13 protein-coding genes are annotated in these 14,772 nt (G+C 40.6%); 6 read left to right on the plus strand and 7 right to left on the minus strand.

Going from position 1 to position 14,772, the window contains the following annotated elements:
* Window positions 1-32: 32 nt before the first annotated feature.
* Entirely contained in the window at window positions 33-728 is a 696-nt protein-coding gene (locus ACIFOT_RS22175; RefSeq protein ID WP_430067920.1) for a hypothetical protein, read from the minus strand.
* Window positions 729-1,080: 352 nt separating this feature from the next.
* On the opposite strand from ACIFOT_RS22175, the gene ACIFOT_RS22180 reads away from it, so the two are divergent.
* From ACIFOT_RS22180 to ACIFOT_RS22205, 6 genes are all read left to right on the plus strand, one after another.
* The gene (locus ACIFOT_RS22180) at window positions 1,081-1,695 is read left to right on the plus strand and encodes a DUF47 domain-containing protein (protein WP_430067922.1); all 615 of its coding nucleotides are present in this window, start codon (window positions 1,081-1,083) and stop codon (window positions 1,693-1,695) included.
* Window positions 1,696-1,879: 184 nt separating this feature from the next.
* Entirely contained in the window at window positions 1,880-2,356 is a 477-nt protein-coding gene (locus ACIFOT_RS22185) for a DUF2975 domain-containing protein (protein WP_430067924.1), read from the plus strand.
* Window positions 2,357-2,366: 10 nt separating this feature from the next.
* The gene (locus ACIFOT_RS22190; RefSeq protein ID WP_430067927.1) at window positions 2,367-2,588 is read left to right on the plus strand and encodes a helix-turn-helix domain-containing protein; all 222 of its coding nucleotides are present in this window, start codon (window positions 2,367-2,369) and stop codon (window positions 2,586-2,588) included.
* A gap of 442 nt (window positions 2,589-3,030) precedes the next feature.
* Window positions 3,031-3,963, plus strand: coding sequence for an ABC transporter ATP-binding protein (locus ACIFOT_RS22195; protein ID WP_430067930.1), 933 nt, complete (start codon window positions 3,031-3,033; stop codon window positions 3,961-3,963).
* 49 nt (window positions 3,964-4,012) lie between these two features.
* Window positions 4,013-4,900 carry an ABC transporter permease gene (locus ACIFOT_RS22200; RefSeq protein ID WP_430067961.1) on the plus strand — a complete coding sequence of 296 codons (888 nt, stop codon included), beginning with the start codon at window positions 4,013-4,015 and terminating at the stop codon, window positions 4,898-4,900.
* Window positions 4,901-5,295: 395 nt separating this feature from the next.
* The gene (locus ACIFOT_RS22205) at window positions 5,296-6,321 is read left to right on the plus strand and encodes a hypothetical protein (protein ID WP_430067933.1); all 1,026 of its coding nucleotides are present in this window, start codon (window positions 5,296-5,298) and stop codon (window positions 6,319-6,321) included.
* Window positions 6,322-7,375: 1,054 nt separating this feature from the next.
* On the opposite strand, the gene ACIFOT_RS22210 is transcribed toward ACIFOT_RS22205, so the two are convergent.
* The 6 genes from ACIFOT_RS22210 to ACIFOT_RS22235 form a co-directional block, all read right to left on the minus strand.
* Window positions 7,376-8,299 (minus strand): NAD-dependent epimerase/dehydratase family protein, encoded by a 924-nt coding sequence (locus tag ACIFOT_RS22210; RefSeq protein WP_430067936.1) that lies wholly within the window; start codon window positions 8,297-8,299, stop codon window positions 7,376-7,378.
* 1 nt (window position 8,300) lies between these two features.
* Window positions 8,301-9,263 (minus strand): agmatinase, encoded by a 963-nt coding sequence (gene speB / locus ACIFOT_RS22215; protein WP_430067939.1) that lies wholly within the window; start codon window positions 9,261-9,263, stop codon window positions 8,301-8,303.
* Window positions 9,264-9,278: 15 nt separating this feature from the next.
* Window positions 9,279-10,115: a polysaccharide deacetylase family protein gene (locus tag ACIFOT_RS22220; RefSeq protein ID WP_430067941.1), complete on the minus strand. Its 837-nt coding sequence runs from the start codon at window positions 10,113-10,115 to the stop codon at window positions 9,279-9,281.
* Window positions 10,112-11,776, minus strand: a complete 1,665-nt coding sequence (locus ACIFOT_RS22225) for a sigma-54 interaction domain-containing protein (RefSeq protein WP_430067944.1) — start codon at window positions 11,774-11,776, stop codon at window positions 10,112-10,114. The genes ACIFOT_RS22220 and ACIFOT_RS22225 overlap by 4 nt, the downstream gene beginning before the upstream one ends.
* Before the next feature lie 139 nt (window positions 11,777-11,915).
* Window positions 11,916-13,352: an APC family permease gene (locus tag ACIFOT_RS22230; RefSeq protein ID WP_430067947.1), complete on the minus strand. Its 1,437-nt coding sequence runs from the start codon at window positions 13,350-13,352 to the stop codon at window positions 11,916-11,918.
* 148 nt (window positions 13,353-13,500) lie between these two features.
* Window positions 13,501-14,241, minus strand: coding sequence for an SDR family NAD(P)-dependent oxidoreductase (locus ACIFOT_RS22235; RefSeq protein WP_430067951.1), 741 nt, complete (start codon window positions 14,239-14,241; stop codon window positions 13,501-13,503).
* Window positions 14,242-14,772: the final 531 nt, after the last annotated feature.

Genomic DNA, 14,772 nt, shown 5'->3' on the forward strand with positions numbered 1-14,772 from the left:
ATCGTCCCCTGAAGCAAACTGCCGCTGGAATTCTAATTAAAATCTATCGGCCTTTTAAACTTGTAATTAGCTCTAAAGAAACTGTAAATCGGTACAGATGATTTTGAATGAAACACGGTTGTGGTCGATTCAGGTTTTTCTATATTTAAGGATAAAGTAATATGATCATCGTTTGGTAAATTAGGGTCATAGATATTAATATACAAATTGTTTTCTTTCAAGTCATAGCCATATGCCAGAACTTGATGATGTTGTCTAATCTGAAAAGGATTAAAGGATTTTACTCTGATTATGCCAAGCGGTGAAAGTTTGCCGTTATCAAGATCATTTTTTATTCTCGGCCATTCCTTTTTCATCATTCTCCACGTCCTACCATGCGGTGCAGCTCCTAGTTTACTAGCTTTTGTTTCATGATCCGGGATAATGGGATTCATCAGAAACAGATATTTCATAATACCAAAGGGCAAATGAAAGCTTTCAATCTGACGATTAACGATTAAGTCGAACAATGGTCCAGAGGAAGGGGCTTCCGGATTGGCCGGGATCGGCTTTTTTGCTTCAAAGTAATCCATGGCAGCATAAATCATTCCGCCACATAGGCCGTACGATGCATTACCGATTGAAATCTCCCGGCCCAATACATTTATTTTCTTTAATGGAACATGTGGAAAGCTGTTTTCAAATTTAAAACCAGATGAGCTGGGCAGAAACCCTGTTTTGGCTGACATAGTGACTCTCCCCTTTACTTGTAAATGTTCGAAAAAATAAAGAACCGTCGTTGATATCACTGGGATTTATATTATTCACATTTCCTTCTTTTGGGAATTAACAGAAGCCCTCAAATTCCCCCAATCGGGTTTACTGTATACGCCCCCCTTATCTTTCAACTATTTAGAGCATAAATGAGCCTATAATTTCCTGTAGACAATCTAATTGACCTTGTGGGATTTGGACGTAAGCCGTTACGAGTTACCCGGTAGTTGCATTTATTATAGTAATTGCAATTAAAAGCGCATTGAGAATGGTTTTATAAAATCTCTTTTGGCAGTTACACTAGTTGGACAATGTGGGGGTAATTTAATGGCAAAAAAGGAAGACAGGTTTTTTAATTATTTAAAGAGTATTTCTTTAAATTTAAAAGTAAGCGCTAACTATTTTGCTGACAATAAATTAAATAATGTTAATGATCTTAAAATATTTTCTGAAAAGATGAAAAAATTTGAATCTAACGGAGATACCATAGTACATGATCTTATTAGCGAACTTAATAATACTTTCATCACTCCAATAGATCGTGAAGATATTTTAGCTCTTTCAATATGCATGGATGATATTTTGGACGGTTTATACCATACAGCTGCCCTATTTGAAATGTACTCCATGATGGAAATGGACGATTTTATGCTTAAATTTGTTGATGCCATCAAAAATTGTACATCCGAAATTGATTCAGGTATTGAACTCCTATCTAAAAAGAAATTGCTAAATATTAGAGAACACACAATCAAAATTAAAGAAATAGAATCCTATTGTGACCAGACTTTCCGTGAATCCATTAAAAATTTGTTTACCTTAGAAAAAGACCCTATTCGAATTATTAAAAACAAACAAATTTATGAAGGGCTAGAAGAAATCGCTAACTGCTGTAAATCAGTGGCTAATACATTTGAAATAATTATTATGAAGAATGCTTAACCGTCGAAAACATCCATAAGATATTTGTGGCCATCCTTATAATCTAAGGGTGGTTTTTCTTTTTTTAAAATTGAATGAATTTTAATATATCGATAATAAAATATTAAATGGGAGAAAAAATTTATTGAAATTCGATAAATATTTTCTTATAATCAATTTAATGAATTTTAGTGAGGTGCTTTTTATGAAACGAGGTTCAACACTCTTTTTAAAGACAGCTGTTTTTCTAATGGGAATTCCTGTCCTTGCTTTGTGTATATTTGGATTGCCTTGGTTAGCTAAAAATCCAATAAATCCTGATTATGACCATATCCTATACCCTATTTTAATCGGTGTGTGTGTATCTGTGATACCGTATTTCGTGGCATTATATCAGTCTTTTAAGCTTTTAAGCTACATTGACAAGAACTTAGCTTTCTCTGAATGGACTGTTAAAGCTCTAAATAAAATCAAACTCTGTGCAATGACAATCAGTGGTTTGTATGTAGTAGTTCTGCCATTTGTTTATCTCGTAGCAGATTTAGATGATGCTCCTGGTCTCATCATAATCGGAATGGTCCCTATCTTTGCTTCAATTGTAATCGCCGTATTCTCTGCTGTTCTTCAAAGACTTTTACAAGTGGCAATTGATATAAAATCGGAAAATGACTTAATCGTCTGAGGTGATGATAATGGCAATGATAATCAATATTGATGTGATGCTGGCCACAAGGAAAATGAGCGTAACAGAACTTTCAGAGTGGGTCGGGATCACGATGGCTAATCTTTCTAATTTAAAAAACGGCAAGGCAAAAGCGATTCGATTAACAACTTTAGACGCGATTTGTAAGGCTTTAGAATGTCAACCTGGGGATATTTTAGAATACCGCAGTGATGAAGACACCAAAGCCTAATGACTTAAAACAATTACGATTCTCCAAGGAGTGATTCATATTGATAAAAAATATTAGCCTTATAACTGATCAAATAAACAATTTTTCATTACAAAACATAGAGTGCATTGATAGATTCTTATTGAACTTTCAAAATAGGATGTTCGAAGGCAATTGTTTTCTCGACATAGATTTTTTTATGAAGGATAAAGAAAAACAATATATTGCCTTCTTTCGCTTCTACAACCCCAATAGTATCGATTTTGAAAGCGGGGGTATTTATCATCAATTGTCAATCGGGATTTATGATATAAGGGATAGAGGTTGGGAAGGTAAGTATTATGAAGTAATAGACTACGAGGATGATAGCTTACACTTTTATTGTACAGACATTGAAATCATATCTTTAAGAGAAACTCTATATAAAATTTAGTTCCAAATCCATTATTAAAGGAGCATAAATATGAACAACGAACCTATCATCAGCTTAAGTCATGTGACGAAACGCATTGGCCGGACCACCCTCATCGACGATCTTACATTTGACGTACCGCAAGGCGAAATTTTCGGCTTCCTTGGTCCAAATGGTGCCGGTAAAACCACCACGATCCGAATGATTGTCGGACTGATGTCGATAACCACGGGGCAGATCCTGATTAAGGGGAAAAATATCAAAACCGAATTCGAGCAAGCGATCCGCCACGTCGGCGCCATCGTGGAAAGTCCGGAAATGTATAAGTATCTGAGCGGCTACCACAACCTTATTCATTATGCCCGCATGATGCCGGGGGTAACCAAGGAACGAATTGACGAAGTGGTATCGCTAGTCAAGCTGGAAAACCGCATCCACGACAAAGTAAAAAAATACTCGCTCGGCATGCGCCAGCGGCTGGGAGTTGCCCAAGCACTGCTGCATCGCCCTTCCCTGCTGATTCTAGATGAACCGACAAACGGTCTTGACCCGGCGGGGATCCGTGAGCTGCGCGACTATTTGCGGCATTTGACCCGTACGGAAGGAATCACGGTGATTGTCTCGAGCCATCTGTTGTCCGAGATGGAGCTCATGTGCGACCGGGTTGCCATTCTCCAGCGGGGAAAACTAGTCAATATAATGCCGGTTCAGCATTTTACCAGGGAAAACGATCAAGTTCAAACGTATCGAATCCAAGCACAGCCACTGGAACAGGCATTGGCAGCGATGAGGCAGATGGACGACGTCCAGGAGGCCAAGCTCGCTCAGGAAGGAACCGTCGAGGTCACTACTGAGCGGGAGCGTATTCCGGACATTCTGGCAGATCTGATGCAGAATCAAATTCGCATCTATGGCGTCGAGATGGTTTCCCAGTCTCTAGAAGATCGATTCTTAGAAATAACGGGGGTTGAACAAATTGGTTAATCTAGTACTCAATGAAAATATGAAGATTTACTGACGGGTACGAACATGGATCCTGGTCGGACTGATGGCCGCTTTTGTGCTTTTTGTCAACATCATTGAATGGCACTCCGATGGAAAAAAGGCACAAGGCGATGGATGGCGGCAAGAACTGCAGCTGAAGAATAAGCAATGGAGCGAAATTCTTAAGGGGTCCAATCTTGGCGATGATGACCGAAAGTTCTATCAGGAGCAGATTGCCCTTAACCACTATCACTTGGAGCAGAATATTCGATCGACGGACGGCACGATGTGGGATGGCGTGAACAGTTCGGCCAATATGATGATCTTAATTACCATTTTCACCATCATCATTGTGGGAGACAGTGTGGCGGGTGAATTTTCTTCCGGTACCATCAAGCTGCTGCTCATCAGGCCTGCTAGCCGGGTTAAGTTCCTCGTCTCTAAGTATCTCTCTTTTCTGTTGTTCGGTATGTTGTTGTTACTTACTCTGTTTGTCATATCCGTCCTAGTGAACGGAATCTTATATGGATTTGGATATTTGGATCTGCCATTGGTCAGTATGAATGCGGATGGGCAAATCGTTGAAAAGAATATGGTCCTCAATCTTTGGAAAACGTATATGCTTAATGGTGTATCCACGGTCATGTACATAACCATGGCCTTTATGATCTCATCCGCCTTCCGAAGCAGTGCGATGGCGATAGGGTTTTCCATCGGCGCCTTGTTTGCAGGTAATATAGTTCTGGGGGCGTTGCATCGGTTCAATTGGAGCAAGTACCTGTTGTTCGCCAATACCGATCTCACCCAGTACCTGGCCGGACATCCCTTCCAGGAAGGAATGACCTTGTACTTTTCCATCGTCGTGCTCGCTGTCTATTTCCTTGTGTTTAATCTGATTTCCTGGCTTATTTTTACACGTAGAGACGTGGCAGCGTAAACCTACTTGCAAAGTTGAAGAATAAACATCTTTCAACATTTGATAATTGGTGTGTCCCTCCCCCATTTGGCCTGATGCGGAGGGGGGATGACCTATTATTCTTGAAATCTTACTCAAGGTTAAATAGTAGTTTTAACTACTCCCCCCTGTTTTCCCCAATGGTAGTGTCCCTATTTTCATTTTTATAATATTGAAACCATAGAAAATAACAGCAATGATAAAAATAATGAACCCCGTCATTCCTTAGGGCTGTTTTTTCCTACCCCACTACCAGCCCCAGTGATAAATACGATTTTGTATTCAAAAGTAACAATTCTGGACTTTTATAGTTATTTACCCAATCAATCAATTGTTCTATACATATGATTTATTGAAACTTTGTGGGGGGTATAAAAATGGAGATAAGCAATAATAACCCTTTAATTGGGTGGGTTGGAAGAGTTATTCAAATAAATAACCATGGGCCCAAATCTCTGTCAGGTCAATTGTTACATGTCGGGTCTGACTATTTAGTGATGAATGTTAAGCATGAAGGCATTGTATATGTGAATGTTAACCATGTCCGAAATTTCACTCTGGAAACAGAGTATGAGCAGGCAAAAATTGAAGATCCACATACTTTTTCATTCCTTACTGCAGATAACTTTACACAACTTCTGGGAAAATTAAAATATTTATTCTTGAAAATAAATCGTGGGCCAGAAAAAGTATTGGGAGTTTTATTCGAAATGAGTAATGACTGGATTACTCTTTCCAACAATGTGAAGACATTAAATGTGCTTCCTATTTTCCATATTAAATATGTTAGCATCGGTAAGCCGCACGAGAAAAAGCCGGACCCCGGCAAAAAGCCGCATGAGAAAAAGCCGGATTCCGGCAAAAAGCCGCACGTGAAAAAATCAGATTCCAGCAAAAAGCCGCACGAAAAAAAGTCGGATTCCAGCAAAAAGCAGGACGAGAAAAAGTCGGATTCTAGCCAGAGTGGGGAAAAGCCGGTTTCCAGCCAGAGCGAGGAAAAGCCGGTTTCCAGCCAGAGTGAGGAAAAGTCGGATTCCAGCCAGAGTGAGGAAAAGCCGGTTTCCAGCCAGAGTGAGGAAAAGCCGGTTTCCAGCCAGAGTGAGGAAAAGCCGGATTCCAGTCAGAATAAGCAAAAGCCGGTTTCCAGTCAGAGTGAGGAAAAGCCGGATTCCAGCCAGGGTGAGCAACTGTCGGATTCCAGTCAGAATGAGCAAAAGGCGGATTCCAGTCACAGTGAGCAAAAGCCGGATTCCAGCCAGGGTGAGCACCAGTCGGATTCCAGTCAGAGTGAGGAAAAGTCGGATTCCAGCCAGGGTGAGCACCAGTCGGATTCTAACCAGAATGAGCACCAGTCGGATAGCGAACAAGAGACAGATTCAAGTCAACAGGAGAACGAACAATAGATGAATTAAAGCATTAATCATGACCTTTACCAAGCGGATAGTAATAAAAAACTATTTGGAATCCTTATTTTGCTTTGCATGAGGATTCCTTTTTCATTCTGTTCTAGAAATATATGAAAAGAATGATAAAGTATTTCGGTAGAGTGAAATGTCACTTTACCCAATTGATGCATATTTACTAAATTCTTAATCTTAAGTACATAATCACGGCCTTTATGATCTCATCCGCCATCCGAAGCAGTGCGCTTCGATTGGAGTAATTACCTGTTGTTCGCCAACACCAATCTCACTCAGTAACTGAGCGGACGTCCTTTCCAAGATGGAATGACATTGTCGTTTTCCATCGTAGTGCTCGCTATCTATTTCCTCGTGTTCAATCTGATTTCCTGGCTTATTTTTACTCGTAGAGACGTGGCAGTTTAAACTTGTTGGCGTAGCTGACGCATTAACATCTTTTAACATTGATCATGGGTGTGGACCTCTCCTCATGCCTGATACGGAGAGGTCCACACCCATGATTCTTAAAATTTTTCTCAAGGTTAAAAACTAGTTTTCATACTCTCTCCAAGTATTCCCCATAGTGGCACTTTTTCATTTTTATAATTTTGAACCCAAAGAAAATAGCAAAAATGGGTAAAGATCATGAACCCCATCATTCCTTCCCCATTTTGAATAAAGATATCACCTTTTAGTAGTCCAGCAGGTGTAGAAGAATACATCTTTTGTAAATGTAGGGACATTGGCAGTTGAAGTTAATGAAAAGCTTTATGTAGTTGATTGCGAGGACACTATTATTTTTGAAGCAGATAAACCTGATATTTACAGAAACAATGTAAATAAGATAGTAAAGTGTTTTGTTTTAATTCACTATCCAAGTTAATCATTGTTCATGTGGACAGTAAGATGGTAATATAATCCACCCGGGCCACTAACCAAGGGTGGATTATTTTTTTGATCTTAATGACAGTATAGTTACGATTAAACTTGTAAATCCTGTTTGGGTACATCCTGATAGTGGCCTGATTTGAAGGTTTCTATATTTTAAAGAAATTATTTAATATGGGTGATTATTTAACCATTCCGCATATGTAGTAATGCCTTCATTTAGCTCTATCCTCGGACGATAGCCAAGGTCCTCTTCAGCCCTTGTGATATCAAACTTTGCGTTTTGATCGAGAACATCAATCGTACCCGGACCAATATCTATTATAGCTTGAGGGAACAATCTATTTACATAATCCACCAATTCCGCATAGCTAATTTGAGTCCCCCCTGTTATGTTATAGACACCATGACGAAGATTTGTTGCCGGTACAGTCAGGGACTGAATCGAAGCAGCCGCAACATCCGTAACGTGAACATATTGAAATCGATACTCATTTCCCTCATCTTCCACAGTTGGAACCCCATCAATTGCGTTCCGCAACAAAGTTTTCATATAGCACTGCATAAATTGCCCAGGTCCATAAATCCAGCCTGGCCGAAGTGATGGAATCTCCATGCCATATAAATCACTGTAAACGCGTGCCAGCTTTTCCGTAAAAACCTTTGTTGCTCCATATGGAGTAGTGGGATTCAACGGCACATCTTCATTGATATATCCTAAATTTTGATTGTTCCCATATGCGCATTCAGAACTAAAATTTACTACTCGTTTTACCCCGTTCAACCTGGCCGCCTCAAAAACATTAGTTGTCCCTACAGCATTAGTCATGACCGTTTGATAGGGAATGTCCCGCGAAAAATAGGGATGAGAAATGGCTGCAGTATGGATAATCCCTTGCACATCAAACTTCCGGATTGTCTCGATCAACAGCGGTAAATCAAGAAGATCTCCTTGTATATAGTTAAGATTCCTGTCATCATTATTTTCTAATGCGCGCCGGTCGTAGCTGACAACGACTTCCCCCTGTTCTCGAAGCATTCGGATTAGAGTGGTCCCTAAAAAGCCCATTCCTCCTGTCACAAGTACACTCATATTAAGCCTCCTCGTTTTGATTTCGTTTGCAGACAGCTAGCAAGCTTAAGAATTCAAAGACAATGGTTGCTGCAGTCAAGGCAGTCACTTCAGATGGATCAAGAGCTGGAAGTACTTCTACTAGGTCAAATCCAATAAAGTGTAACCCGGCAAGCTCTCGGAGCATTTGCTGCGCCTCTGCACTGGTGAACCCTGCAATTTCCGGAGTGCCGGTTCCAGGTGCATATACGGGATCAAGAAAATCGATATCAAACGTGAGAAAAACCTTTTTGTTTTCAACCCTTTGGCGAACACGCTTCATTGTTTCATCCAACCCGATGACCCGCATTTCATCGGCAGTAATGACCTCAAACCCTAGTTCTCGCGCTTCATTAATATCATTCGGATCATAAACGGTTCCACGCATCCCGATTTGAATAGAAGAAGAGGTATCGATAATTCCTTCTTCTAGAGCACGGCGAAATGGTGTTCCGTGCGTATACTTTTCGCCCCAGTATTCATCCCAGGTGTCTCCATGTGCATCAAAGTGTACTAGCGATAATGGACCATGAACGCTGGCAAGCGCACGCAATTCCGGCAAGGAGATGGAATGGTCCCCTCCAAGGACAATCGGTACGGTTCCCTCTTTGGCCCACTCCTTGACATGAGCGGTAATGTTTTGATGACTTTGCTGCGTGTTTCCAGGGATAACCATTACATCCCCACCATCGACGCCATCTAAATAATCAGAAGGACGAATCTGATGAAATACATTGGCAGGGCGTAGAAGAACGGAGCTGCGGCGAATCGCCTCTGGGCCAAATCGTGCACCGGAACGATAGCTTGCTGAAGTATCAAACGGTACACCAAGAATAACATAGTCTTTCTTTTCAATTTCTTGTTGATATGGCAATCTCATAAAGCTTCGAATTCCTGCAAACCTTGGCATAGTCATTGGATTAGGCAGTTCAAATTTTTCACTCATCACTTTCCCTCATTTCTAATATGGATACTCTTCCAATTCGATTTCTCCATTTTTCCAAGTTTCATAAATATCCTGCGGGGTACAAAACCAAACATCAGAATGAGATTTTATATAAGTAATTAGTTCATCTAACATTTTTATCCGGGAAGCCCGGCCAATAATTTCCGGATGCATCGTTAAAAGAAAGTAGCGTCCCTCTTCATACATAGCAGAAAATTCCGCCTTCCATAGCCGCAAAACCTTTTCAGGATCTTCGATAACATAGCCGGATTGAGGTACGGCAGAATAGGCAAATTGCTCCCAATCATCCAACAGCCAAGAAACTGGCAACTCCAAAAGCTTCGATTGGTCTCCTGGTACAAGATATGGCACATCATTCCCCATCAAGCTGCTATCAAACACAAACCCATGTTTATCAAGTAACTGCAAGGTTTGTTTCGTCACCTCCCATAATGGAGCCCGAAACCCCTTCGGATCCTTCCCGGTAATCCGGGACAGAATCTCCTTCGATTTTGTTAATATTTCGTTTTCTTCATCATAGGAAAGTGTATCAGTTCGTTCATGGAGATACCCGTGGCAGCCAATTTCGTGGCCTTGCTCATGGATTTGCCTGACCAGATTTTCATCCAATTCAGCTGTATAGCCTGGAATAAAGAATTGTGCTTTTAAATTGTGTTTCGCTAAAAGACGCAGAATTCTGTCCACCCCTACCCTGCGGCCATATGCCCCTGATGAAAGTAAGGATAAACGTTGATGATTTTCTTTATCGAGTATCCAAGCGGATTCCGCATCGACATCAAAACTCAAGGAAACAGCAGCTTTTTTCCCCTTTGGCCACGAAAAATTAGTCATATCCCTACAAACTCCCCTTTAATCCAATTTTCATATTTGCTTACTTTGCGTACGATGGTAGATTGATTGACTCCAAGTACTTCAGCAATCCGGTAGGTTGAACCAAATTCTTTAAAGGTTCTACGTAATAGCTCTGCTTCGACATATTCAACCGCCTGTTTCAGAGGGATAACCCGGTGGACCGTGATAGCAGATTTCGGTTTCTCCGTCTGGAGCATTTCAGGTAAATCATATTGGCAAATATTTGCGCCTCCAGAAGTAAGCACCATTCGCTCCATCAAATTTTCAAGTTCTCTTATATTACCTGGCCAAGGATAGGATAAAAACCTTTGCCGAACGAGCGGGTCGACTTGTTTGCCTAAACCATACTTCTGATTAAATTTGTTTAAATATAGGTTTATTAGATGTGGAATCTCTTCAGTACGGTGCCGGAGAGGAGGTATATGAATCGGAATAACATTCAGCCTAAAAAACAAATCCTCACGAAACTTTCCTTCCAATAATAATTTTTTTAAGTCCTTATTCGTAGCAGCTACAATCCGAATATTCGACTTACGCAATTTATCGCTGCCTACACGCCGATACTGTTGTTCCTGGATAATCTCCAACAGCTTAACTTGAATCTGCATCGGCAGCTCGCCAATTTCATCTAGAAATAGCGTCCCCTCATCCGCAGCCTCAACTAATCCTTTCTTCCCTTCCTTTCGTGCCCCTGTGAACGCTCCATATTCATAGCCGAACAATTCTGATTCAAATAAGGTTTCTGGAATGACACCACAATTGACTTGGATAAAAGGACCGTTTTTTCTAGGGCTCCATTCATGAATCAACTTCGCTATATTCGATTTTCCGACACCTGATTCACCAGTAATTAGAATGGTAGAATCCACGTGTGCTACCTTACTGATCACTTCAATGACCCCCTGCATGATTGGGGATTCTACCACCATCTGCTTATCAACACCTTTTGTCAGCTCCACTAATTCGCTACGGTAGCTAGAAAGAAGTGATTCGGTTTCTTCCAATCTTTTTTCCATTTGTTTAATTTCCGTAAGATCCCTGCAGTTAAAAATTATCCTAATTAACTTTCCTGTTTCATCCAGAACAGGATTTCCTGTCACATACAGCGTTCTTCCATCCCTAGTTGTTTGCGCAATGGATTTCCGTTGTTTATGTTTGATGATGTCAGGAGTTAACGAAGGCGAAAAATAACCCGCTCCACTAAGTTCTTGGGCTTTCCTGCCAACCATTTCATCACTATTAAGTCCGTATTGTTTTTCTCCCGCTGAATTTACCCTAAGCACAACGCCTTGGCCATCTGTTACGAAAATTTCATCAAAAGAGGAATTGAAGATGATTTCCAAATCCTCTTTCATCTCTGCTAGTTTTCTCACTTCTGAGATATCCTCTAAGTGGCAAATCCTATAGGATTCAAAGCTTGTATAAGAACACCTAAAAATTCGTCCCTTAAACCTAATAAGAGGTGGATCTTCAGCGTAGTCAAGCAATAATGACTTCAGGTCTGCAGTGGAAAAAGTTTCGCGGGCAAGCTTATTCGAGTAGATAAGCTCTCCTTTCTTTTTCCAAACCACGACAGACAAAGGTTGATTTTCTAAAATGGTCCATCCTAAATCTTCGGATAAAAGATTACTAGTTTGCATAGGTCACCTCCATCAAGCAAAATTCGATATTCATAATGCAAACTCACATTTCCCAATGTAAGTTTGCATTATGTTTGGTAATAAATGTGGCCCTGGATAGAGCCACAGAAAAGGTTAGTTAAGGCTGTATATCAGCTCCTTACTTTACATTTTGAGAAATCTTCAAATCTATGGTATTTCTTTTTCCATTTCGCTTTCCATAAAAAACCCAGAAAACACCGGTTATGATGATTCCAGCGCCCAAGTACCAAGCATTGTATAAATCATCAGGGTTAACAGGGACTGCTCCAGCAGTATAGCCAATATATCCTAAGACCCCCATGGCAAGGACGGGGAAAATAGAGGCCAACAAGGCAACCCCAATGCTTTTGTGCATAAACATAGCCCGAATAAATGAAACGAGTATAGCTAGGTATGAAAATACTAAAGTAATAGTGACTACGTCATAGTACCATTGGAGCTGGGAAAGCGGCTTAAGCCAAACAAGAATGATGGCATAAAGACAAATTAAAATGTTAACCAACCAAGGCACCTTTCTTTTGTTAATAGTGCTGAACACATTCGGCAGGTGACCTTCGATACTCATCCGATAGGCTGCACGAGAACCGGACGTTAGTGAGATCTGTAAACCTGCACAGGCAGAAGTTATGACAACAAAGAGTGCAACCCAACTTAGGGCTGGCGGCAGATACACATTTGCAACAGCAGCAATCGGTCCTCCATCCCCGCTTTCAACAATAGAGGCTAATTTTTCAACCGGAATAGCGTACTGCCAACCGATCGCAGCAATGCTATAGATAATAAAGGCGGAGGTAACGACTAAGATGATGGAGCGCTGAACGGTACGAACAGGAACTTTGGCTTCTTCGATAAGATTAATAGATGAGTCAAAATTCGCTAACATCCAAACTCCAAAAAGAACTGCAGGACCTAATACAGACCAGCCGCCGGCTTCTTTGATGGAATAAAGAGAAGAGAAAGATAGATGTTCTACTTGTGGATTAAGAATTCCGCAAAGACCAAGACCCGCGACAACGAGAATTTCAAAAATCAAGAAGGTTCCTGCTACCTTCGCGGTAATATCGATGCCACGAAGACAAACGAGAAGAAATACAAGAATTAACACAGTTCCAATCAGCTTTGCAGCAAAAACTCCTTGCAAACCAGGAATTAGGGCTTGGATATACTCCGTTCCAATTACTGCAGTCATGGGCGTAACCGTTGCACAACAGATGACGTAGGACCATCCTAATATGGTTGCAGCATGAGGATGGATAAACTTCTCTGAAAAGGTAAAGACGCCTGCCGCAGAGGGAGCTTGGCGGGTGAGGTACACCATGCTCAAAGCCAAGACAAGCATAGGGAAAAAATAAGCAATGAGAATGGCTAGAGGTGATGCCTTCCCTGAAATAGAATAAAGAATCGACATGGACGATGCCGCAACCCAGGCCGGGGCATTAAATCCAAGGGCCGCCATAACGACGCCAAACGTATTGAGTCTTCCTTTATTCAGAGTGGTAGGAAGCTCCTTTATGGCTCCCTCCCTGTCATAGCCAATAAATTTAGAAAATCCCATAAAATTACCCCTTTCAGCTCCATATTAAAAACTGGTTACATCGCTATTGTTCAATGAAAAAATCATTCTCTTAAATGGGGTTATATTTTGTATTGAATATTTATTCCTTTTGTAGATGGTAATAGCTTTATAGCAACCAAGCTAATGCTTATCCAATCATAACTCCTCCTCCATTTACTCCAACAATCTGGCCTGTCATAAAAAGGGCTTCGTCTGAAGCGAGAAATAGGATGACATTTGCAATTTCACTCGGTTCGGCAAGTCTTTTGAGAGGATATTTAGCCGCCTCTTCGATCGCATATTCCGGGCCCAATCTTTCTACCAACGGTGTCATAGTTCCTCCAGGGGCTACAGAATTCACCAGCACTCCCTTAGGTCCCCATTCTCTTGCCAACGCTTTGGTAAAGGCAATGATACCGCCTTTGGCCGCACTGTAATGGGCTAACCGTTCACAGCCCAATTGGCCAAGATCCGAAGAGATATTGATAATTTTTCCTGATTCTTGATGAAGCATCAGCTTTCCAGCTTCTCGGGAACAATAGAAGGTGCCATAAAGATGGACTTTTATCATGGCATCCCAGTCACTATCGGTTATCTCCTCCATCGAAACCTCTTGTAAAACTCCGGCGTTGTTCACAAGAATATCAAGATTCTCTATATCTTTGAACATATCCTTTACCTGCTCGGGATTAGAAATATCCCCTAGCTTTAACTCAACCTGTACCCCTTCATTTATCAGTTCTTCTTTAATCTTTTGAACATTTTGCTGAGTGGGCAGATCATTAAGGTAGACCTTTGCTCCTTCCCTTGCAAATGCCAGGGCTGTTTCTTTTCCTATCCCACTACCAGCCCCAGTGATAAATACGCTCTTGTTTTCAAATCGTCTCATCGTTTAAGCCACCCTCCATTAAAGCGTTTACATTATTTTGTTGCAAGAAGCATGCCAAACTGTCGCCTGTTACATAATCAAGGCTTTTTTGCAGTAAAAATATATTAGTTAATGCAAAATTGCATCGCTCTCAATTAACAGAATAAAATTAATTATCAGTAAACTAAATCTAAAATAGCGATTTTAAGTATTTTTCCCAACAATGCAATAGCGCATTGGTTACTGCAATATCGCATTAATAACTTGCTAGTTTTTGTAAACTTGGAAAATATGTTATTTACTGATAATAGTAAAGTTTAAAAGTGATATAGGCAAGCGTAATTACAGAATTTTTAGAATAATACATTTATAATATCTTTCCAATAAGTGAAGTGTTCTTGGTATTTTTGTATGATGATCTTAGAAATCTTCAATTTCGGATGCATAACCAGTGGAACTGACGTAACATTTGATGGAAACTGTTGTTCTTAATTGAGATTAATAGCAGAAAAATAAAGGAGAACACATTTACTTTGAACTGCACCCCGTCAA

The organism is Neobacillus sp. NRS-1170, from assembly GCF_050468025.1.

Excerpts from the sequence above, each read along its gene's own strand:
- ACIFOT_RS22225 (WP_430067944.1), bottom strand. The coding sequence starts at position 11,776 with ATGCAAACTAGTAATCTTTTATCCGAAGATTTAGGATGGACCATTTTA.
- ACIFOT_RS22195 (WP_430067930.1), top strand. The coding sequence starts at position 3,031 with ATGAACAACGAACCTATCATCAGCTTAAGTCATGTGACGAAACGCATT.
- ACIFOT_RS22220 (WP_430067941.1), bottom strand. The coding sequence starts at position 10,115 with ATGACTAATTTTTCGTGGCCAAAGGGGAAAAAAGCTGCTGTTTCCTTG.
- ACIFOT_RS22185 (WP_430067924.1), top strand. The coding sequence starts at position 1,880 with ATGAAACGAGGTTCAACACTCTTTTTAAAGACAGCTGTTTTTCTAATG.
- ACIFOT_RS22205 (WP_430067933.1), top strand. The coding sequence starts at position 5,296 with ATGGAGATAAGCAATAATAACCCTTTAATTGGGTGGGTTGGAAGAGTT.
- ACIFOT_RS22235 (WP_430067951.1), bottom strand. The coding sequence starts at position 14,241 with ATGAGACGATTTGAAAACAAGAGCGTATTTATCACTGGGGCTGGTAGT.
- ACIFOT_RS22175 (WP_430067920.1), bottom strand. The coding sequence starts at position 728 with ATGTCAGCCAAAACAGGGTTTCTGCCCAGCTCATCTGGTTTTAAATTT.
- ACIFOT_RS22210 (WP_430067936.1), bottom strand. The coding sequence starts at position 8,299 with ATGAGTGTACTTGTGACAGGAGGAATGGGCTTTTTAGGGACCACTCTA.
- ACIFOT_RS22230 (WP_430067947.1), bottom strand. The coding sequence starts at position 13,352 with ATGGGATTTTCTAAATTTATTGGCTATGACAGGGAGGGAGCCATAAAG.
- ACIFOT_RS22190 (WP_430067927.1), top strand. The coding sequence starts at position 2,367 with ATGGCAATGATAATCAATATTGATGTGATGCTGGCCACAAGGAAAATG.
- speB (WP_430067939.1), bottom strand. The coding sequence starts at position 9,263 with ATGAGTGAAAAATTTGAACTGCCTAATCCAATGACTATGCCAAGGTTT.
- ACIFOT_RS22180 (WP_430067922.1), top strand. The coding sequence starts at position 1,081 with ATGGCAAAAAAGGAAGACAGGTTTTTTAATTATTTAAAGAGTATTTCT.